The organism is Desulfocurvus thunnarius (assembly GCF_055390965.1).
Map to the genome: position 1 here is coordinate 3,317,325 of NZ_AP042411.1, position 19,296 is coordinate 3,336,620.

Below are 19,296 nucleotides of genomic sequence, written 5' to 3' on the forward strand. Positions count from 1 at the left end.
GGATGGGCCGGAGCGTTGCCCGGAGGCGCGGGCGGCCAGCCGCTTTCCGGCGCGCCATGCGCCGTCGCGTCTTCGTGCGCCGCGCGTTGCGCCGCGCGTTGCGCCGCACTTCGTGCCGCACTTCGTGCCGCACTGCGTGCCGCACTGCGTGCTACTTGTTCATCATGTCCAGGAAGAGTTTGTTGTTCTTGGTGCCCTTCATCTTGGAGAGCAGGAAGTCCATGCTGTCGATGGTGTTCATGGGCGAGAGCAGCTTGCGCAGAATCCAGACCCGGTTCAGCACGTCGGGCTCCAGGAGCAGTTCCTCCTTGCGGGTGCCCGAGCGGTTGATGTCGATGGCCGGGAAGACGCGCTTTTCGGAGAGGTGACGGTCGAGCTGGATTTCACTGTTGCCCGTGCCCTTGAACTCCTCGAAGATGACTTCGTCCATGCGCGAGCCGGTGTCCACCAGGGCGGTGGCGATGATGGACAGGCTGCCGCCTTCCTCGATGTTGCGCGCGGCGCCGAAGAAGCGCTTGGGGCGTTGCAGGGCGTTGGCGTCCAGGCCGCCGGAGAGCACGCGGCCCGAGGAGGGCGTCACGGCGTTGTAGGCGCGGCCCAGGCGGGTGATGGAGTCGAGCAGGATGACCACGTCCTTCTTGCGCTCCACGAGGCGCTTGGCCTTTTCGGACACCATTTCGGCCACCTGCACGTGGCGCGCGGGCGGCTCGTCGAAGGTGGAGGACACCACCTCGGCCTTGACCGTGCGCTCCATGTCGGTGACCTCCTCGGGTCGTTCGTCGATGAGCAGTACGATGAGGTAGGCGTCGGGGTGGTTGGCGTTGATGGAGTTGGCGATGTTTTGCAGGAGCATGGTCTTGCCGGTGCGGGGCGGGGCGACGATCAGGCAGCGTTGGCCTTTGCCGATGGGCACCAGCAGGTCGATGATGCGCGAGGAGTAGTTCTGTTCGCCGTTTTCCAGGCGGAAGCGTTCGTTGGGGTAGATGGGGGTCAGGTTGTCGAAGAGGACCAGGCGTTTTGTGGCTTCGGGCTTTTCCATGCCGATTTCGCTGACTCGTAGCAGGGCGAAATAGCGTTCACCCTCCTTGGGCGGGCGGATCTGGCCGGTTATCATGTCGCCCTTGCGCAGCCCGAAGCGGCGGATTTGCGAGGGGGAGACGTAGATGTCGTCGGGGCCGGGCATGTAGCTGTACATCGGGGAGCGCAGGAAGCCGAATCCGTCGGGCAGGATCTCCAGCACCCCTTCGCCGTAGATGTTGCCGTTTTGCGAGGCGCAGGCCTTGAGGATGGCGAAGATGAGTTCCTGCTTGCGCAGGCTGCTGGGGTTCTCGATCTTGAATTCCTGGGCCAGCTCCATCAGCTCGGCCATGGACTTCATTTTGAGTTCGGCTTGGTTCATGTGTCTCTCCGCTGGAGGCGATGTTCCTGGCCCTGTTCCCGGGCGGTCGTGGTTTGGTAAGAAGGTCGCAACACTCCCCGGCCGGCGGGGAGCCCGGCTCCGGACCGCAGTCCGCAGGGGAGGGGAATGCAAAAAGAAAGAGCCGTGAATTTGCTGCGGGTACAGGAATCCGCAAGCGTACTGTCCGCCCGGGATGCAGAACGAACGTGCTGCGACCGTGGCCGTTCTATCGACTTCGCGGCAAAGGGCGGATGTACGGACTTAGGGGTATTGTCGAAGCGGGTTGCTGGTTTGAGAAGGACCCACAAGAAACCTTGCAAACAGTTGCCGACTACTACCGCAGGAAAAAGGCGTTTGCAAGGGCTTTCTACTGTTCTTCCCGGGTTCGGATCACGTCGGCGAAAATCGCCTCCACCTCGGCGCGCACGGTGTCCTGGTCGCGGCCCAGGGCGTGGGCCAGTTCCAGGGTCAGCAGGCCCATGGCTTGCTCCAGCAGGCGGTGTTCGCCGAAGGACAGCTCCTTGTCCTTGCCGATGAGCAGCAGCTCCTTGAGCACGTAGGCCACGTCGGCCAGATCCTGGCTCTTGAGCTTTTCGGAGTATTCGCGGTAGCGGCGGTTCCAGTTCTGCCCGGAGTAGCCGGTGAAGTCGGTGCGGTCCTGAAGGGTCTTGAGGATGGCCTGGGCCTTCTTGCGCGAGCACACCGCGCGCAGTCCGACGTTCAGGGCGTTGAGCACCGGAACCATCAGGGTCACGTTGTTGGACAGGATGCGAACGATGTAGAATTCGGCTCTGACCCCGCCGATTTCCTGCGTTTCGATGCGTTCGACCTTGCCCACCCCCTGGGCGGGGTAGACCACGAGGTCGCCTATTGCAAAATGGGTCGGCACACTACCACACACCTTGAGAAATTACACACACAGAGGGCCAGGATAGACCAGAATCAAGAATTAGTCCAGGTTTCATCGGGCTTTTCACCGGGCCGGGCGTCGAATGCGTTCAGGTACTGCACGGCCTGGGCGAAGCCCCGGCGCAGATACAGGGTCAGGCCCTTGGCCGCCGCCCGGACCACCTGGGCCACAATCTCCATCTCGTCCGGGGCGAAAGGGTCGAGCACGTAGTCGCGCGCGCCGCCCCGGGCCTCGGGGCGGCCGATGCCCAGACGCAGGCGCAAAAAGTCCGGCGTGCCCAGGTGCTCGGTGATGGATTTGATGCCGTTGTGGCCCGCGTCGCTGCCGCCTTTCTTGAATTTCATGCGCCCCAGGGGCAGGTCCAGGTCGTCGTGCAGCACGATGACCTCGCCGGGCGCCAGGGCAAAGCGCGCGGCCAGCTTGCCCACGGCCACGCCCGAGAGGTTCATGTAGGTCTGGGGTTTGGCCAGCAGCAGGGGCGCCGCGTTGCGCACCAGACGGCACTCGTTGGTCACGCAGTCGCCGCGCAGGGCCACGGGGGGGCATTTGGCCGGGCCCCCGGCGGCGTCCACCAGGGCGTCGATGGCCAGGAAACCGAAGTTGTGGCGCGTCGGCTCGTACTCGGGGCCGGGGTTGCCCAGCCCGGCGACGAGGGCGGAGTAGTTTGTCATGGCATGTGCGGGGTCGGGGTGGGTGGAGCTGGCGCCCGGGGCCAAGCTGGCAGTCTAGCCCAGGGGGGCGGGTGGCGCAAGGGCCCGGCCGGGCAGCGCAAAAGGCCCCGGGGAGGCTCCCCGGGGCCCGATGCTCCTGCAGGAGGCGGCGCGGGGCCGCCGCGAGGCTACTCGGCGGCGGCTTCGCCTTCCTCGGCCTCGGCCGTGGGTGCGCTCAGGCCCACCACGGCGAAGTTCTCGTCGTACATCGCCTGCACGCCCTTGGGCATGGCGATGTCGGCGATGTGGATGTTCTCGCCCAGGTCCAGGGGCGACACATCCAGGACGATCTTGTCCGGGATGTCGGTGGGCAGGCATTCCACGTCCAGGCCGTCGCGGAAGACGATGAGCTTGCCGCCCATGACGGCGCCCTTGGGTTTGCCTTCGGTCTCCACGGGCACGCGCACGCGCACGGCCTTCTTCAGGTCGACGCCGAAGAAGTCCACGTGGGTGATTTCGGTCTTGAAGGGGTGGCGCACCAGCTCCTTGATCAGGGCCGGGCGGGTCTCGCCGCCCTCGATGTTCAGGTACACGAGCTGGGAGTTGCCTGCCTTGGCGTAGGCCTTGTTCAGCGGCAACGGCTCCACCTGGATGAGCACGTTCTCGCCCTTGGCGTAGTACACGCCGGGAACGAGACCCTGGCGGTGCAGCTCGCGCATGGCGCCTTTGCCGGTCACTTCGCGTTTCTGGACGGTGAGGGTGATCTGTTCGGACATGGGTTGGGTTCTCCTTGGCCCCGTTCTTGCCCGGGCGCGCTGCGGCCCGAGGGACGGTGCGGCAGTGTTTAGACGAAAAGCACGCTCACGGAGGATTCCGTGTGGATGTTGTGGATGGCTTTGCCCAGCAGGCTGGCCAGGGAGAGCACCTGCAGCTTGGGGCACTGCTCGACCTTGTTGCCCATCGGGATGGAGTTGGTGACGATGACCTGGGAGTAGAGGGACTTTTGCAGCCGCTCGGTGGCCGGGCCGGAGAGCACGGCGTGGGTGGCGCAGGCCATGACTTCCTTGGCGCCGTTTTCCATGAGCACGTCGGCGGCGGCCGTGATGGTCCCGGCGGTGTCGATCATGTCGTCCAGCACGATGGCGGTTTTGCCCTTCACGTCGCCGATGACGTTCATGGCCTTGGCCTGGTTGGGCGCGTCGCGGCGCTTGTCGATGATGGCCAGGCTGGCGCCCAGGCGCTTGGCGTAGGCCCGGGCGCGTTCCACGCCGCCCGCGTCGGGCGAAACCATGACGATGTCGTCGTCGGTCTTGCGCAGGTGCTCGAGCAGCACCGGGGCGGCGTAGATGTTGTCCACCGGCAGGTTGAAGAAGCCCTGGATCTGCCCGGCGTGCAGGTCCACCGTGACGAGGCGGTCGATGCCCGCCACGGTGAGGAAGTCGGCCACGAGCTTGGCGCTGATGGGTGCGCGCGGGGCGACCTTGCGGTCCTGCCGGGCGTAGCCGTAGTAGGGCACCACGGCGGTGACGCGGCCCACGCTGGCGCGCTTGAGGGCGTCGAGCAGGATGCACAGCTCCATGAGATGGAAGTTCACCGGCGCGCAGGTGGGCTGTACCACGAACACGTCGGCCCCGCGCACGTTGGAGCCGATTTCCACCCGGATTTCACCGTCGCTGAAGGTGTCGGTCAGACACTGGGTCAGCTCGCAGCCCAGGTGGTTGCAGATCTCCTTGGCCAACCCGGGGTTGGCGGAGCCGGTCATGATCTTCAATTCGCCGATGGCCATTGGCACTTCCTCGAAAAGATGACGTGGCTGGGGCGGTAGGACTCGAACCCACGGATGACGGGACCAAAACCCGTTGCCTTACCAGCTTGGCGACGCCCCAGCTCTGACTAGAAATGATGCACGAAGGCGCGCACCGCCGCCGCCTGGAACCCGCGCACACAGCGCCCGGCCCGCAGGGCGTCGCGGAACAGCCCGAGCAGGCTGGCCCCGCTCCCGCTCATCACCGCTCCGCACGCTCCGGAGCGAAGCAGTTCTTCCTTGTATTCCCGCAGGATGGGATGCGCGGGGAAGACCACTTCCTCGAAGCTGTTGTACAGCGGGGGCAAAGAGCAAGGGGAGCTTTTAAACCGCTCCTTGGTCCATGTCAAGGAACTGTGATGCGCCTGCGGGCCCGAAGGCCGGGGCGCGGAGGCCGCCTCGGGGTGCGCCGCGTCCCAGGCGGCATAGGCCCAGGCGGTGCTGACGTGTACCTCCGGGCACAGCAGGACCAGGGTCAGCCCGGCCAGGGGCGCGTCCACCGGAGTCAGGGCCTCGCCGATGCCCTCGGCCCAGGCCGGGCCCCGGCCCAGGAAGAAGGGCACGTCGGCGCCCACGGCCGCCCCCAGGCGGGCGAGGGCCGCCTCGCCCAGGGCCCGGGCCCCGGCGCGTTCGTTCAGGGCGCGCAGCACGGCGGCGGCGTCTGCGCTGCCCCCGCCCAGGCCCGCGCCCATGGGGACGCCTTTGTCCAAGCGCACGGCCAGCCCCGGGGCGAAGCCCGTGGCGGCGCCGAAGGCCCGCCAGGCCCGGGCCACGGTGTTGCCCGGGCCCTCCAGGGCCGGGTCTCCGGCGGCCAGGGAAAAGGGGCCGCCCTGGGGGCCGAAGGTCAGGGTCAGGCGGTCGCCGGGTGCGGCCAGGGGCACGAACAGCGACTCCAGGGTGTGGTAGCCGTCGGCGCGCCGTCCGGTCAGGCGCAGGTGCAGGTTGACCTTGCAGCCGGTGGCCAGGGTCACGGTGTCGGTGCTTGCGATGTCGGGGGCGCCCATAGGCGGCAGGGTGGCCGAAATCCGGCCCGGAAGCAAGGGGGGCGGCGAAAAAGAACGGGGGGCCCCGGGGCCCCCCGTCGGATGGTTCGATGGCGTTGCCCGGCGGGTTTCCGGGCGGTTTGCCGGGCTACTTGCCGGGCAGGGTGATGGTGCGGAAGATCGTATTGCCCTGGCGCTGAATGAGCAGCAGCAGGACGCCCTTGTCGTTGGCATCCTTTTCGTAGACGGCGTTCAGGTCGCTTACGGAATTCACCGTCTTCTGGTTGGCTTGCAGGATCACGTCGCCGGGGCGGATTTCGCTGTCCTGGGCCGGGGAGCCGTTGTCCACCTCGGTGACCAGCAGGCCCTTGCCGGGCTCCACGCCCAGGGCCTCGGCCTCCTGCGGGGCCACGGCGCGCACGGTCATGCCCAGGATGGCCTTGGCGTCGCCCGGGGCGCCCGGGGCGCCGTCGTCGCCCTGGGCCTGGAGCTGGTCGCCGCGTTCGCCCAGAGTGACCTTGACGCTGCGCTGCTTGCCGTCGCGCCACAGGCCCAGGGTGATGGTCCGCCCCGGGGGCAGGGAGGCCACGGCACGCACCAGATCCCCGGCTTCGGCGATGTCGGTCTTGTCGACCTTGAGGATCACGTCGCCCGGCTGGACCCCGGCCTTGGCGGCGGGCTGCCCGGCGATGACCTCGTTGACCAGCGCCCCGCGCGCGGTGCCCAGGCCCAGAGCCTGGGCGGTCTTGTCGTCCACGGGCTGATAGGTGATGCCCAGCCAGCCGCGGTGCACGGCCTGATCGGTCTTGAGCTGTTCGATGATCCGTCGGGCCATGTTGCTGGGGATGGCGAAGCCGATGCCCTGGCCCGAGGCGATGATGGCGGTATTGATGCCCACGACCTCGCCGTCCATGTTCAGCAGCGGGCCGCCGGAGTTGCCGGGGTTGATGGAGGCGTCGGTCTGGATGAAGTCGTCGAAGGCGCCGGAGCCGATGATGCGGCCCTTGGCGCTGATGATGCCCGCGGTGACCGAGTGGTCCAGGCCGAAGGGGTTGCCGATGGCGATGACCCACTGGCCGACCTCGGCCTTCTCGGAATCGCCGAAGGGCAGGGTGGGCAGGTCGCCGTTGGGCGGGTCGATCTTGAGCAGGGCGAGGTCCGTTTCCGGGTCGCGCCCGACGATGGCGGCCTCGATGAAATCCTTGCTGCCGCGCAGCTTGACCTGCACCTGGTCGGCGTTCTGGATCACGTGGTTGTTGGTGACGATGTAGCCGTCCTGGGAAATGATGAAGCCCGAGCCCAGGGAGCGCTCCTTGCGCGGCTGCTGGTTGGGGTTCTGGTTGAAGAACTTGTCGAACTGGTCGAAGAAGTCGTCGAAAGGCGTGCCGCGCTGATGGAACTTGAAGAAGTCGCGCATCTGCTGCGACTGGGCCACGGTCTTTTCGGTGCTGATGTTGACCACGGCGTCGCCGGTGCGCTTGGCGAGATCGGTGAATTCGGGCAGGCCGCCGAAGGCCAGGGCCGGGATGGTCCAGGCCACGACGAGCAGCGCCGCCAGCAGCGGGGCTTTGGCTGTCTTGAGCTGCATTCGTGTCCTCCATGGATAGGCGTCTGTTCGCGCCCCGGCGTGTGCCGTGCGGCATGCCGGGCGGCGCGGATGGCGGCGTTGCGCCGCCATGGCCAGAAGTATAATGCCCGCGCGATTTGTGTAAACCGCTTGTGTCGATATTCGCACATGAATTTGCGGGCGGGGGGGCGGGGCCGCTGGCTTTGCCGCGCTGCGTCCAGCGGCGTCCGGCGCCAGGGAGACGACGGCCCGAGGGAAGCTTTTATGGATATGGATGGAGAGGGTGGCGCCGGGTGCGTGCTTCGGTGCGCCGCAGCCGTGGCCGCGCTCCGGCCGGGGGAATAGCGGTTGCAATTTCCCCCGGCCTTGGCTAGGTGTATTGCCCTTCCGGCTTTCCGGCCGGTCCGTGCGCTCGTAGCTCAGTCGGATAGAGCGACAGCCTCCTAAGCTGTAGGCCGCAGGTTCGATTCCTGCCGGGCGCACCACACAGCCGAAAAATCCCCAGGAACCGCACGGTTCCTGGGGATTTTCTGCGTCGAATCCGGTGGGGTGCCCTGCCTCTGTTCGGCGGCTACTCCGGTATGTCGCAGGATGCGGCCCCGACCTGCCTTTCCTGGAATGCCCCCAATTCGCCAGGGCCGCAGCCAATATGCGCCGCAGAGAGCGCTGCGCGCTTTCGCCTTCCCCCTCCCGGCAGGCACGAGGCCGGAAAACGTATGCGGGTCTGGTTGGGTTCCGGGGACGGGGGCGCGGATCGTGCCCTGGGGGGCAGGGAGCGTGTGCCGATTTGATTGCCTTGATTGAATAGAGTGCTATTTCAGGCGGTTGCCTTGACTATGAAATTGATAGTCAATATCTTTCAGCCCAAAAAGGAGCGGCAATGGGTCACCCCGTCGAAATCGAGAATCTGAGCCACCGCTACGGGCGGACGGTCATCTACGAAAACCTGAACCTGGAATTCCCCGCAGGCAGGATTTACGGGATTCTCGGCAAGAACGGCGTGGGCAAGACCACGCTCATCAAGATTCTCATGGGCTTCCTGCGGCCCCGGGGCGGGCAGTGCCGCGTGTTCGGCGACCCCGCCAGCGGCATCTCCCCGGCCACCCGCGAGCGGGTGGGGCTGCTCTTCGAGCGGCACCTGGCCTACGAATTCTTCACCATCGGGCAGATCGAACGTTTCCACTCGCGGTTCTACCCCCGCTGGAACAGCGCCATCTATCATGACATGGTGGGGCGCCTTGGCCTGTCTCCCTCGCATGTCGTGGGCACCATGAGCGAGGGGCAGCGCTCGCAGGTGGTGCTCGGGCTGCTGCTGGCCCAGGGCGCCGACCTGCTCATTCTCGACGACTATTCCATGGGCCTGGACGCCGGATACCGCCGCCTGTTCATCGACTACCTGCGCGAACACCTGCGCGACGGGCGGCGCACGGTCATTCTGACCTCCCACGTCATCCAGGACATGGAGTCCTTCGTGGACGAGATCGTCTTCGTCGAGCGCGGCGGGCGGACGCTACGGACCTCCATGGACGCCTTCACCCGGGATTTCCGTTGCTACCGCCTGGAGCGCGCGCCCGGCCTCGCGCCCCGGGCCGGGGAGTGCATCAAGAACGTGGAGGAGCACCCGGGCCACTGGGACATCTTCAGCTTCGCCGGACAGGACGCCGTTGCCGGGGCGCTGCACCGCCAGGGCGTCGCCCCGCAGGGCCTGCGCCCGGTGCCCATGACCCTGGAAGACGCCTTCGTCGGCTACACGGGGAGGTATTGAGATGCGCCGCGTGCCTGGCCGCACCCTGGTGACGGGCATTTTTTTCAAGGAATTTGTGAAGCTGCGCACGGGCTGGCTGGTGCTGCTGGTGCTGAGTGCCGCCTTCCTGGCCTGGGTCGGGCTGGAAACACGGCAACTTTTCCGCCTGGACCACCCGGAAGTGGTCTGGTACCGCGTCATCGCCCTGGGGCAGGTCCATTATGCGCCCCTGCGCTTTGTTCCGCTGATTACAGGGCTCGTCTTCGCCTGCATGCAGTTCCTGCCGGAGATGCGCGACGAGCGGCTGCGCCTGGCCCTGCATCTGCCCGTGGATTCCAACGTCGTGATCCTGGGCCACCTGGCGGCCGGGGCCGCCGGGCTCGGCCTGCTGCTGGGTTGCGAGGCGGCTTTCGTGGCCGGGCTGACGCTGCACTACTTTCCCGCCGAAGTGGCGCGCACCGCGCTGCTTACCATTCTGCCCTGGCTGCTGGCCGGGCTGGTGGGCTATCTGGGTCAGGCCATCGTCCTGCTGGAGCCGGGGCTGAAGCGCCGCGTGTTCTACATGCTGCTCACCGCCGGGCTCGTGGCGCCGCTGTTCGAGCATGTGTCCCCGGGGGGCTATGCCCGCGCCCTGCCCTGGTTTTTCGCGGTGCCGCCGCTGCTTGCCCTCGGGGCGTTGCTGCCCGCCGGCCGCTTTCGCCACAGGAGGACCGACGCATGAAACTTCTGGCATCCGTGGCCATGCAATTGCTCGTCGTCGCGGTTCTGGCGCTGTTCCTGCCGACGCTCTACGACATGGCCCTCGTCGAGGACATCAGGAAGACCCAGCTTTTCTACAGCCCGGTGACCGAGCGCTTCATCTACACGGAAAAGGCGGCCGTCGCCGACCCCCGGGCGGCGGCAAAGGCCGACGACCACCACGCCGACGTGGTCTACAAGGACCAGGACGGCACCTATTACGACCGCCTGGAGTTCGAGCGCCTGCTGCCGTTCCTCTACCACAAGAACCTGGCCCTGCGCGGGCTGCTGCCCGTGGAGATCGACGGGCGGACCTACGACCTGGATACCATCCAGGCCGAACGCCTGGTCATGGAACTGCCCGCGCGGACCGTGACGGGGCACACGCCGCCGGAAGCCGTCTGGCCGCTCATCGAGTCCCGCCCCGGGCAGGCCATGCTGGTCTTCCCCGACGACCGTTTCCGGATCACCGACTCGGCCATGGAGTTCGTCAATGCCGACGCCAACGCCGTGGACGCGACCCTGACGCGGACCTTCACCGCCGCCCTGCGGGAGCGGGGGTTCGTTTTTCCCGCGCGGCTCGTGGCGGGTAATTTCACCATCCTCAAACCCTACGAGGACGGCGTGCTCCTGGTCGATGCCCGGGGCACGCTGTTTCACCTCCTCCGGGTCGAGGGGCGGCCGCAGGTGGCGCGGGTCGCCCTGCCCGCCGGGCTCCGGCTCCGGCATGTGTCCGTGTCCGGCAGCGGCAGCGGGCGCTTTCACGGGCTGCTGGTGGACCAGGGCGGCGGGGTCCACCTGCTGGCCCGGGGCTACGGCGTCATCCCCCTGCCCCTGGAGGGCTACGACCCCGGGCGCATGGATCTGAAGATTCTTTTCGACCCGCTGTACCGCACGGCGGTCTACTCCGACGAAACGACGCTGCGCGCCGTGGTCATGGACCGGAACTACCGGCCCCTGGCGCGCTACGAGCACGCCATGTCCACCGGGGCCAGGACGTGGCGCCACGCCCTGCGCGACGTGCTGCTGCCCTTTCGCGTCACCCTGCGCGCGCCGGACACGAGCATGATCCGCCCGGGCGTCCGGGCGGGGGCGTATCCCCTGTCCTGGTCGGCGCTGGCCAGTGCGCTGCTGGCGCTGGGCTATGCGGGCTGGAGCCGGGCGCGCCGGGGGCGCTGGCCCGCCTGGGGCGGAGTGGCCCTGGTCTGCGTGGCGGGGGTGTACGGATTCGCCGCCCGGCTGGTGGTCGAGGAGGAGTAGGGCGCCGGGCCGCCGACTGGCCGCTCCCGAAGGCGTTCTGCCGGGTTGTTCGGAAAAACCAGCGCCCCGCGTCCGTTTCGGCACGCGGGGCGCTGCTTTTTTGCGCCTTCGGCCTCCCTTTTCGGGCGGCCGGGGAAAAGGGACTCCCCGGCAGTCGGCTAGCGGGCCAGAGGCAGGGTGATGTCCACGCGCAGGCCGCCCTGGGGCAGGTTGCTGGCGGTGATGGTGCCGCCGTGGAGCAGGATGGCGCGCTGGGCGATGGCCAGGCCGATGCCCGAGCCGCCGGACTTGTGCTCGCGGGTGTCGTCCACGCGGTAGAAGGGCAGGAAGAGCTTGTCCAGCGCCTCGTCCGGCACGCCGGGGCCCATGTCCAGGACCACCACCCGGGCCCGCAGGGTTTGCCCGTCCTGGTCCTCGTCGTGCTCCACGTCCTGGACGACGCGCACGTTTCTGCCCGCCGGGGTGTAGCGGATGGCGTTGCGGATGACGTTCTCCAGGGCCCGGCGGATAAGCTCCGGCACGGCGTCGATCATGGCCGGGGCCCCGGTGGTCACCTGGACGGAAACGCCCTTGTACTGCGACTCCAGGTCCGTGTCGCGGACCACGCTGAGCAGCAGGGCGCCCAGGTTCACGCGCGTGGTGTCGCGGCATTCCTGCATGTGGTCCAGCCGGGTGTAGGCCAGCATCTGGCCGATGAGCTCGTCCAGGCGTCCGGCGTCCAGCTCGATGCGGTCCAGCTCGGCCCGGGCAGCGTCGCCGGTGCGCTTGCGCGCCAGTTCCAGGGCCACGTTGAGGCGCGTCAGCGGCGAGCGCAGTTCGTGGGAGATGTCGCGCAGCAGCCGCCGCTGGGAGAGCACCAGGTGCTCCACGCGCTCGGCCATGCGGTCGAAATCCTCGGACAGGGCGTTGATCTCCTCGTAGCCCCGGTCGCGGCTGGAGCCGATGCGGTGGGTCAGGTCGCCCCCGGCCACGCGGCGGGTGGCCTCGCGCAGGCGGCGCACCGGGCCGCTGAGGTGCCGGGCCAGCAGGAAGGCCAGCACGCCGCCCGCCAGGAACATGGGCACCAGCCGTTTCCAGAACATCCACGACCCCAGCAGGCTCGGCGGCGGCGGCAGGCGCGGGTACTCCATGGCCAGATACACGGTCCGGCCGTCGGCGTCCGCTTTCGAGGCCAGGAAGAACGGCGCCAGGGTTCCCTCGGCGTAGCCGTCGCGGTCCGTCCTGTCGCCCAGGGCGGCCTGCATTTCCTTGAAGAAATCCTGGTCCATGTCCGGGTGCGGCCCGAAATCGGTCAACTCGCGGCCCTGGCTGTCGAACAGGCGCATGGAAAAGCGCAGGCCCGGGGCCAGGTCCACGCAGCGGCGCACGCCCGTGAGGCCGTCGTGAACGTAGGCGTCGAGCAGCAGGCGGCTTTGCAGGACGAACATTTCGCGCGCCTGGGGGTGGTCCGGCACCTTGATGTGCCGGGTGTCCAGCAGGTCCATGACCAGCACATTGCCCAGGGTGCCCGCCGCCATGGCCAGGGTGAACCACAGGAATATCTTTCCGAACAGCGAGTTGGATATCCGCCTCACGCGGAGAGCTCCTGGCCGTTTTCCCCCTGCTCGGGGCGGCAGAAGATGTAGCCCTCGCCGCGCACGGCCTTGATGACCGGGTGGGCCCCGGCGTCGGTCAGCTTGCGGCGCAGGTTGGAGACGTGCACGGCCAGGCTGCGGTCCTCGGGGGCGGCCTCGCGGCCCAGAGCCAGGCGGCACAGCTCCTCGCGCGCGACCACGCTCCCGGCTCCGGCCAGCAGGGCGTGCAGGATGGAGAATTCCGCGTCGGTCAGGTGGACCTGGGCGCCGTTGACGCGCAGGGAGCGGCTGTCGGGCACCAGAGTCACCTCGCCCAGGGTCAGCGGGCCGGCTTTGGCCGGGGCCGGAGCGTCGGCCCGGGCCCGGCGCAGCACGGCGCGCATGCGCGCCACCAGCTCGCGCGGCAGGAAGGGCTTGGCCAGGTAGTCGTCGGCGCCGATTTCCAGGCCCACGATGCGGTCCACGTCGTCGCCGCGCGCGGTGAGCATGATCACCGGCAGGGGCGAGGCCTCGCGGATGCGGTGCAGCACCTCGAAGCCGTTGGCCCCGGGCAGCATCACGTCCAGGATGACCAGCGCATACCGGCCCGACAGGGCCTCGCCGAGGCCCACGGCGCCGTCGTGCACGGCGCGGACCCGGAAACCCTCGGGCTCCAGGTATTGGGTCAGCAACCCGCAGAGTTCCTCGTCGTCGTCCACCACGAGAATCAGCTTTTCATCCATGTGTGGCAGTCTCCTCCGAATCGATTCCTAGCCCATGTCGGGGGCTTTGGGAACACGGCCGGTCGCCGTCTGACGTAAAGAAATATTAAGGAACATTTGGTCTCTTTGTAAAAGCTGACACAAGCTGACGTTGGAAAGGTATTCTTGAACCGTCTGAACGGTAATGAGCCGACTCGGCATTGTTCCGTTCAAGGTGTCTTAATAAATTCCAGTCGTAAAAAAAATTCAGGTGCCGTGGATGAACGCACGGAGGCCGCTCGTATAACGAAATACAAAGCGAGCAGGCCTGGCGAAAGCCTACCTGGAAGGCGAGTTCGGATTTTGAGGGGAGTCAAACCGAATGCAGCTCGACTGGAGTCACGATGCGCGGTTCATGCAGCACTTTCGTTGATGTGGATTCCTGCATCTGCGGAAACAACCAGACGTGGAGAGCTTTTGTTGAGAAGTACGCCGGGGTCGTCCATGCGGCAGTGCGCAAGGTGATCCAGGCCAAGATTTTCAGGGCGAGCGAGGACGACATCCAGGAAGTGGCGCAGAACGTTTTCGTGCGGCTGGTGAAGAAGGACTTCAACCTGCTGCGGCGCTACGACCCCACGCGCTGCTCCATGGCGACCTACCTGACCATCATCGCCAGGAGCACGGCGCTGGACTTCCTGCGCTACGGGTTCTTCAACTCCATCCCGCTGGACGATTTCGACCGCGACGCGCGGGTGGAGGCCTTCGAGCCCGACGACTCGCTGGAGCTGCCCGAGGGCGTGCTCACCGAGCGGCAGGCGACCATCCTGCGCCTGCTCTTCTACAAGGACTACGACGTGTCCATGGCGGCGGAGGCGCTGGGCGTGAAGGCCCAGACGGTACGATCCATCAAGCACCAGGCCCTGACGCGGCTGCGCGAGCATTACGAGCAGGCCCGGGCCTCGTAGGAACCAGGTTGGGGAGACGACAATGGCCGGACAAGTGATCTGGGGAGATTTCGAAAGCGCCCTGGGGCGGAGGGAAACCTCGTTGCTGAACAAGAGCGGGGAAGCCTTCGGGGAGCAGTGTCCGGGAATGCTGGAACTCGGCGGCTACCTGGACGGCACCCTGCGCGGGGCCGCCAAGGACGCCGTGGAGGAACATCTGGTGGAGTGCCCGCTGTGCCGCAGGCTGGTGGTGGAACTCTACCTGGTGCTCAAGGAGCGCCGCCAGCCGGCGCCCGAGAGCCTGAAGCGCTTCGCCGTGGAGCTTGTGCCCGGCGGTGGCCGCACCGAGGCGTAGGGAGACGCCCCGGACCGCGCCGGAGCGTAGGGAGACGCTCCGGCCGCGCCACACGACGCATCCGATTTCGCACCATCCCCGGGCGGGGGTCCGCCTCCGCCCGGGTCCGAACCTTCCGACCGGTACGGCCTGCTCGCAACAACCGTCCGCCGGAGCCAGCGGCCCATAGGGGGCCTCACCGTCCGGCGGTCCATCCCGAAAGGGAGGCGAGCCGCCATGTACGTCGATGTCACGTCCTATCTGAACTCGACTTACGATTCGACCCTCACGGACAGCACCGCGTCCAGCGAACTGGGCGAGGATGCGTTCCTGCAACTGCTCATGGCCCAGCTTGAGTGGCAGGATCCCCTCGACCCCATGGACGACACCGAGATGGTCGCCCAGTTGGCCCAGTTCTCCAGCCTGGAAGCCCTCCAGGAGATGACCGGCCAGCTCGACTCCATGACCGAACTGCTGACCAGCCAGATTTCCATGAGCGCCGCGAGCTACATCGGCAAGGAGGTCGAGGCCGCGGGGTCGTCCCTGAGCAAGGACGGCGACTCCATCAGCACCGTGACCTACACCCTGGGCGCCGACTCGGTGAACACCTACGCCTACGTCTTCGACACCGCGGGCAACATCGTGGCCAGCGTGGAGCTGGGCGAACAGACCAGCGGCGAGCACACCTTCGAGTGGGACGGCAAGGACGCCGACGGCAACGAGGCCGACGACGGCCAGTACGCCATCGCCTTTCTGGGCGAGACCGAGGACGGCGAGAGCTTCTACGCCAGCGCCCAGGTCTCCGGCCTGGTGACCTCCGTCTACCAGGAGGACGGCGAGGTCATGCTCGGCCTGTCCGACGGGCGTACCGTGTCCCTGGCCAACGTGACCAAGGTCGTGGACACGAGCCTCACGGCCTCCACCGACGAAGAATAACGCACCAGCAGCCACCCGCAAGGAGCACCGCCATGAGCGTCATGAGCACCATGTACACCGGCATTTCCGGCATGCTCACTTCGAGCACGGGTATGTCCGTGGTCAGCAACAACCTGGCAAACACCAGCACCGTTGGCTACAAGGGGTCCAAGATCACCTTCGAGGATACCTTCTACCAGGCCATCAACTCCGCCCAGGGCGTAAGCCAGGTGGGCACGGGCGTCACCGTGTCGGCCATCTACGGCGATTTCTCCCAGGGCGCCTACGAGTCCACCACCAGCGCCACGGACCTGGCCATCAACGGCAACGGCTACTTCGAACTCATCAACCCGGTCAACGGTTCGGTCTACTACACCCGCGCGGGCGACTTCACCTTCGACAGCAACGGCTACCTCGTGGACGCCCACGGCTACAACGTCCAGGGCTGGGTGGTGGACGACGACGGCAACCCCGTGGGCGCCACCACCAACATCCAGATCGACAGCTCCCAGTCGCCGCCCAGCGCCACCACCAGCGTGAGCATGCTCTTCAACCTCGACTCCACCGCCGAGGACTGCTGCGTGGACGACACCAACCCGTTCTTCGCCATGTTCTCGGCCTGGGACGGCACCGAAGACACGCCTCTGGGCGACGCGCTGTACTCCTACCAGAACTCCATCACCGTCTACGACGAGAACGGCGCCTCCCACGTGCTGACCATCTACTTCGACAAGGTCGGCGACGACACCTACACCGACGGCACCTCCGGCAACACGGTCTGGGAATACGTCGTCACCTGCGACCCCTCCGAGGACGGGCGGACCATCGACGGCACGGCCCTGGCCACCACATCGGCCGCCGGCCTGCTCATGACCGGCACCATGACCTTCAGTTCCTCCGGCGAAATGAAGGGCATGACCGCCTACACCCTGTCCAGCGGCGCCACGGGCAACATGAGCAACCTGGCCAACTGGACCCCGGCGGAGTTCTCCGACGACGGCTTCCCGGTCTTCACCGCCAACTTCACGGGGGCGGAGAACGCCAGCGCCACCCAGGAGGCCGAGGCCCAGTCCATCGAACTGAACCTGGGCATGGGCACCTCGAACATCACCGGCACCGGCTGGAGCGCGACCATGGCCGCCAACGCGGCGGCCATCGGCACGAGCTTCACCAACATCGGCAACTACCTGGAGCCCGACCTGCAAACCTCGTCCACCACGAGCTACGATTCGTCCACCACCACGCGCACCCAGGCCCAGGACGGCTACACCTCCGGCTATCTGCTGGAGATCAGCGTGGACACCAACGGCGTCATCACCGGCACCTACTCCAACGGCCAGATCGAGGACCTCTGGGTGGTGGCCCTGTGCAGCTTCGCCAACGAGGACGGCCTCCAGCGCCAGGGCGGCAACCTCTTCTCCCAGACCCGCGACTCGGGCGAGGCCGTTACGGGCACTCCCGGCACCTCCAGCCTGGGCACCATCAACTCCAACACCCTGGAGCAGTCCAACGTGGATATGGCCACCCAGATGGTCCAGATGATCACCCTGCAGCGCGTCTACGACGGCAGCAGCAAGATCATCTCCACGGCCAACGAAATGCTCCAGACCGTGATCGGACTCAAGCGCTAGCGGCCCGCGCGCCCGCCCCCCGCCGTATGCGGCGGGGGCGCGGGCCCCGGGCGGGAGGGTACGGACATGGCCGACAGCCTGCTGACCATCGGCGGCAACACGCTCAGCGTGGCCCAGTACGCCCTGAGCATCTATTCCAACAACGTCGCCAACGCGAACACCGAGGGCTACCGCCGCCAGACGGTCAACCTGACGGATACCTCCTACATCTCCGTCAACGGGGGGCTGATCGGCACCGGGGTCAGCGTTTCCAGCGTGGAGCGCTGCTTCGACACGTACATCGAGCGCCAGTACCTGGAGGAAAGCTCCAGCGCCGCGCGCTGGGAAACGGCCTCTAGCTGGCTGGCCAGCATCGAGAACGTCTTCAACCAGTCCTCGGAAACCGGGTTGGACACGGCCCTGACCAACTGGTTCACGGCCTGGGAGAGCGTGACCCAGTATCCGTCCGACCTGGCCGTGCGCGAGGCGCTGACCTCCGCCACCACCACCCTGACCACCCTGCTGACCGACATGAGCGCCGACCTGGCCCGCCAGGAGGAGCTCATCAACGAGGCCATCGAGCAGGACGTGGACGAGGCCAACTCCATCATCGAGCGCCTGGGCGAGATCAACCAGAGTCTGCTCGCCAGCCCCGACGACAACGACCTGCTCAACGAGCGCGACGCCCTGATCCGCGACCTGGCCGAACTGGTGGACGTGGATGTCCTCTACAAGGACAACGGGCAGGTTTCGGTGTTCCTGGGCTCGGGCCAGACCCTGGTGGACGGCGCGTCCACCTTCGAGCTGCGTTACGAGGGGCCCAAGTCCTGGTCGTCGCTGACCTCGGCCTCGACCTTCGACGGCGCCGTGTATTTCGACGGCTCCTCGTCCAACGAGATCACCTTGCAGGTCGTGGACGCGGGCAGCGCCGACGGCGGCGCGGGCGCGGCCACCTTCCGCGTGTCCTACGACGGCGGCAAGACCTGGCTCACCGACGAGAACGGCAACGTGCAGCTCTTCACCGCCGACGATGCCACCGGCTCGGTGACCGTGGACGGCGTGGAAATCTGGTTCGGCGCGACGGACGACTCCGGCGCGGCGGCCTCGGGCGCCCTGGCCTCGGGCGACACCTTCACGGTCATGCCCAAGAGCGGGGTCTACTGGTACGAGAACACCTCGTCCTTCATGAACGTGACCAGCCTGTCCAGCGCGGGCACGGACAACACCTCGCGCCTGACCGGCGGCAGCATCGCCGGGCTGCTGACCACCCGCGACCAGTACCTGGGCACCTGGCAGAGCGAGCTGGACGCCCTGGCCTCCTCGCTGATCTGGGAGACGAACTTCGCCCACAGCCAGGGCGCGGGCCTGACCAATTTCACCTCCGTCACCGGCACCTACGCCGCCGAGGACTCCTCCGCCGCCCTGGCCGACAGCGGCCTGGCCTTCGCGGACCGGGTCCAGTCCGGCTCCCTGGCCATCGCCCTGTACGACGCCGACACCGGCGAATCCCTGAGCGTGACGGACCTCGACTTCTCCTCCGTCGTGCCTCCGGGCGTGGCGGTGTTCGACCCCGCGGTCCATTCCCTGGACGACGTGGCCACGGCCATCAACGCCACCTTCTCCGGCCAGCTCACGGCCAGCGTGACCAACGGCAGCCTGACCATCGCCGCCGCCGACGGCGTGGAGTTCCAGTTCGCGGGCGACTCCACCGGCCTTCTGGCCGCCCTGGGCATCAACACCTACTTCACCGGCTCCGACGCCTCGGACATCGCCCTGAATCCGCTGCTGACGGACCCCTCGCGGGTCAACGCCTCGGCCGTGGACGCCACGGGCGACGCCAACACGGGCGGCAACACCACCGCCCTGGCCATCGCGGCCCTGGCCGACAAGGAGGTGACCATCACCACCAGCGCCGGCAGTTCGCGCACCTCCTCGCTCCAGGACTACTTCGGCACCCTGGTCGGCAAGGTCGGGTCCGGAGCCTCCACGGCCACCTTCAACACCACCTACTACGCGGCCCTGGCCGAGAGCCTGTACGACCAGCAGGAGTCCGTGGGCGGCGTGAACCTGGACGAGGAACTGATCCGCATCGAACAGTTCCAGCGCATGTACGAGGTGGCCTCGACCATGATCCAGACATCCATGGAAATGTTCGACACCCTCATGTCACTGAAGTCATAGGAG

At 67.1% G+C, this 19,296-nt stretch carries 17 protein-coding genes and 2 tRNA genes; 9 read left to right on the forward strand and 10 right to left on the reverse strand.

Features of this window, described 5'->3' with window-relative positions:
• Positions 1-151: 151 nt before the first annotated feature.
• The 8 genes from rho to ACZ5KV_RS14615 all read right to left on the reverse strand — a co-directional run bounded on the left by rho (position 152) and on the right by ACZ5KV_RS14615 (position 7,334).
• Positions 152-1,399, reverse strand: coding sequence for a transcription termination factor Rho (gene rho, locus ACZ5KV_RS14580; protein WP_464240014.1), 1,248 nt, complete (start codon positions 1,397-1,399; stop codon positions 152-154).
• A 367-nt stretch (positions 1,400-1,766) separates the two neighbouring features.
• Positions 1,767-2,288, reverse strand: a complete 522-nt coding sequence (locus ACZ5KV_RS14585) for a CarD family transcriptional regulator (RefSeq protein WP_464240015.1) — start codon at positions 2,286-2,288, stop codon at positions 1,767-1,769.
• A gap of 53 nt (positions 2,289-2,341) precedes the next feature.
• The gene (pth, locus tag ACZ5KV_RS14590) at positions 2,342-2,980 is read right to left on the reverse strand and encodes an aminoacyl-tRNA hydrolase (protein WP_464240016.1); all 639 of its coding nucleotides are present in this window, start codon (positions 2,978-2,980) and stop codon (positions 2,342-2,344) included.
• Between the two features lie 167 nt (positions 2,981-3,147).
• Positions 3,148-3,735: a 50S ribosomal protein L25 gene (locus ACZ5KV_RS14595; protein WP_464240017.1), complete on the reverse strand. Its 588-nt coding sequence runs from the start codon at positions 3,733-3,735 to the stop codon at positions 3,148-3,150.
• A gap of 68 nt (positions 3,736-3,803) precedes the next feature.
• On the reverse strand, positions 3,804-4,745 hold the full coding sequence (locus ACZ5KV_RS14600; protein ID WP_464240018.1) for a ribose-phosphate diphosphokinase: 942 nt from the start codon (positions 4,743-4,745) through the stop codon (positions 3,804-3,806).
• 24 nt (positions 4,746-4,769) lie between these two features.
• Positions 4,770-4,845 (reverse strand) — tRNA-Gln (locus ACZ5KV_RS14605).
• A gap of 7 nt (positions 4,846-4,852) precedes the next feature.
• The gene (gene ispE, locus ACZ5KV_RS14610; RefSeq protein ID WP_464240019.1) at positions 4,853-5,767 is read right to left on the reverse strand and encodes a 4-(cytidine 5'-diphospho)-2-C-methyl-D-erythritol kinase; all 915 of its coding nucleotides are present in this window, start codon (positions 5,765-5,767) and stop codon (positions 4,853-4,855) included.
• A 127-nt stretch (positions 5,768-5,894) separates the two neighbouring features.
• On the reverse strand, positions 5,895-7,334 hold the full coding sequence (locus tag ACZ5KV_RS14615; protein ID WP_464240020.1) for a Do family serine endopeptidase: 1,440 nt from the start codon (positions 7,332-7,334) through the stop codon (positions 5,895-5,897).
• A 387-nt stretch (positions 7,335-7,721) separates the two neighbouring features.
• Here ACZ5KV_RS14615 and ACZ5KV_RS14620 point away from each other — a divergent pair.
• The 4 genes from ACZ5KV_RS14620 (at position 7,722) to ACZ5KV_RS14635 (ending at position 11,055) form a co-directional block, all read left to right on the forward strand.
• Positions 7,722-7,798 (forward strand) — tRNA-Arg (locus ACZ5KV_RS14620).
• 395 nt (positions 7,799-8,193) lie between these two features.
• Positions 8,194-9,078 carry an ATP-binding cassette domain-containing protein gene (locus tag ACZ5KV_RS14625; RefSeq protein ID WP_464240021.1) on the forward strand — a complete coding sequence of 295 codons (885 nt, stop codon included), beginning with the start codon at positions 8,194-8,196 and terminating at the stop codon, positions 9,076-9,078.
• A 1-nt stretch (position 9,079) separates the two neighbouring features.
• Positions 9,080-9,778 (forward strand): hypothetical protein, encoded by a 699-nt coding sequence (locus ACZ5KV_RS14630; protein ID WP_464240022.1) that lies wholly within the window; start codon positions 9,080-9,082, stop codon positions 9,776-9,778.
• Complete coding sequence (locus ACZ5KV_RS14635; RefSeq protein ID WP_464240023.1) at positions 9,775-11,055, forward strand: DUF4857 domain-containing protein; 1,281 nt, start codon at positions 9,775-9,777, stop codon at positions 11,053-11,055. The genes ACZ5KV_RS14630 and ACZ5KV_RS14635 overlap by 4 nt, the downstream gene beginning before the upstream one ends.
• Positions 11,056-11,213: 158 nt before the next feature.
• On the opposite strand, the gene ACZ5KV_RS14640 is transcribed toward ACZ5KV_RS14635, so the two are convergent.
• On the reverse strand, positions 11,214-12,629 hold the full coding sequence (locus ACZ5KV_RS14640) for an ATP-binding protein (protein ID WP_464240024.1): 1,416 nt from the start codon (positions 12,627-12,629) through the stop codon (positions 11,214-11,216).
• Entirely contained in the window at positions 12,626-13,351 is a 726-nt protein-coding gene (locus ACZ5KV_RS14645) for a response regulator transcription factor (RefSeq protein WP_464240025.1), read from the reverse strand. The genes ACZ5KV_RS14640 and ACZ5KV_RS14645 overlap by 4 nt, the downstream gene beginning before the upstream one ends.
• A gap of 362 nt (positions 13,352-13,713) precedes the next feature.
• Here ACZ5KV_RS14645 and ACZ5KV_RS14650 point away from each other — a divergent pair, with 362 nt between their 5' ends.
• The 5 genes from ACZ5KV_RS14650 (at position 13,714) to flgK (ending at position 19,293) form a co-directional block, all read left to right on the forward strand.
• A complete protein-coding gene (locus ACZ5KV_RS14650; protein ID WP_464240026.1) occupies positions 13,714-14,274 on the forward strand; it encodes an RNA polymerase sigma factor in 561 nt (186 codons plus the stop codon).
• A 22-nt stretch (positions 14,275-14,296) separates the two neighbouring features.
• Positions 14,297-14,608 (forward strand): zf-HC2 domain-containing protein, encoded by a 312-nt coding sequence (locus ACZ5KV_RS14655; protein WP_464240027.1) that lies wholly within the window; start codon positions 14,297-14,299, stop codon positions 14,606-14,608.
• Between the two features lie 216 nt (positions 14,609-14,824).
• Positions 14,825-15,523: a flagellar hook assembly protein FlgD gene (locus ACZ5KV_RS14660; RefSeq protein ID WP_464240028.1), complete on the forward strand. Its 699-nt coding sequence runs from the start codon at positions 14,825-14,827 to the stop codon at positions 15,521-15,523.
• Between the two features lie 32 nt (positions 15,524-15,555).
• Positions 15,556-17,133 (forward strand): flagellar hook protein FlgE, encoded by a 1,578-nt coding sequence (locus ACZ5KV_RS14665; protein ID WP_464240029.1) that lies wholly within the window; start codon positions 15,556-15,558, stop codon positions 17,131-17,133.
• A gap of 66 nt (positions 17,134-17,199) precedes the next feature.
• Entirely contained in the window at positions 17,200-19,293 is a 2,094-nt protein-coding gene (gene flgK, locus ACZ5KV_RS14670) for a flagellar hook-associated protein FlgK (protein ID WP_464240030.1), read from the forward strand.
• Positions 19,294-19,296 lie beyond the last annotated feature (3 nt).

What these genes read in the sequence shown, in the direction of transcription:
- ACZ5KV_RS14600 (WP_464240018.1), bottom strand. Translation starts at nt 4,745, where the DNA reads ATGGCCATCGGCGAATTGAAGATCATGACCGGCTCCGCCAACCCCGGG.
- ACZ5KV_RS14625 (WP_464240021.1), top strand. Translation starts at nt 8,194, where the DNA reads ATGGGTCACCCCGTCGAAATCGAGAATCTGAGCCACCGCTACGGGCGG.
- flgK (WP_464240030.1), top strand. Translation starts at nt 17,200, where the DNA reads ATGGCCGACAGCCTGCTGACCATCGGCGGCAACACGCTCAGCGTGGCC.
- ACZ5KV_RS14595 (WP_464240017.1), bottom strand. Translation starts at nt 3,735, where the DNA reads ATGTCCGAACAGATCACCCTCACCGTCCAGAAACGCGAAGTGACCGGC.
- ACZ5KV_RS14660 (WP_464240028.1), top strand. Translation starts at nt 14,825, where the DNA reads ATGTACGTCGATGTCACGTCCTATCTGAACTCGACTTACGATTCGACC.
- ispE (WP_464240019.1), bottom strand. Translation starts at nt 5,767, where the DNA reads ATGGGCGCCCCCGACATCGCAAGCACCGACACCGTGACCCTGGCCACC.
- ACZ5KV_RS14635 (WP_464240023.1), top strand. Translation starts at nt 9,775, where the DNA reads ATGAAACTTCTGGCATCCGTGGCCATGCAATTGCTCGTCGTCGCGGTT.
- ACZ5KV_RS14645 (WP_464240025.1), bottom strand. Translation starts at nt 13,351, where the DNA reads ATGGATGAAAAGCTGATTCTCGTGGTGGACGACGACGAGGAACTCTGC.
- ACZ5KV_RS14650 (WP_464240026.1), top strand. Translation starts at nt 13,714, where the DNA reads ATGCGCGGTTCATGCAGCACTTTCGTTGATGTGGATTCCTGCATCTGC.
- rho (WP_464240014.1), bottom strand. Translation starts at nt 1,399, where the DNA reads ATGAACCAAGCCGAACTCAAAATGAAGTCCATGGCCGAGCTGATGGAG.
- ACZ5KV_RS14615 (WP_464240020.1), bottom strand. Translation starts at nt 7,334, where the DNA reads ATGCAGCTCAAGACAGCCAAAGCCCCGCTGCTGGCGGCGCTGCTCGTC.
- ACZ5KV_RS14665 (WP_464240029.1), top strand. Translation starts at nt 15,556, where the DNA reads ATGAGCGTCATGAGCACCATGTACACCGGCATTTCCGGCATGCTCACT.
- ACZ5KV_RS14630 (WP_464240022.1), top strand. Translation starts at nt 9,080, where the DNA reads ATGCGCCGCGTGCCTGGCCGCACCCTGGTGACGGGCATTTTTTTCAAG.
- pth (WP_464240016.1), bottom strand. Translation starts at nt 2,980, where the DNA reads ATGACAAACTACTCCGCCCTCGTCGCCGGGCTGGGCAACCCCGGCCCC.
- ACZ5KV_RS14655 (WP_464240027.1), top strand. Translation starts at nt 14,297, where the DNA reads ATGGCCGGACAAGTGATCTGGGGAGATTTCGAAAGCGCCCTGGGGCGG.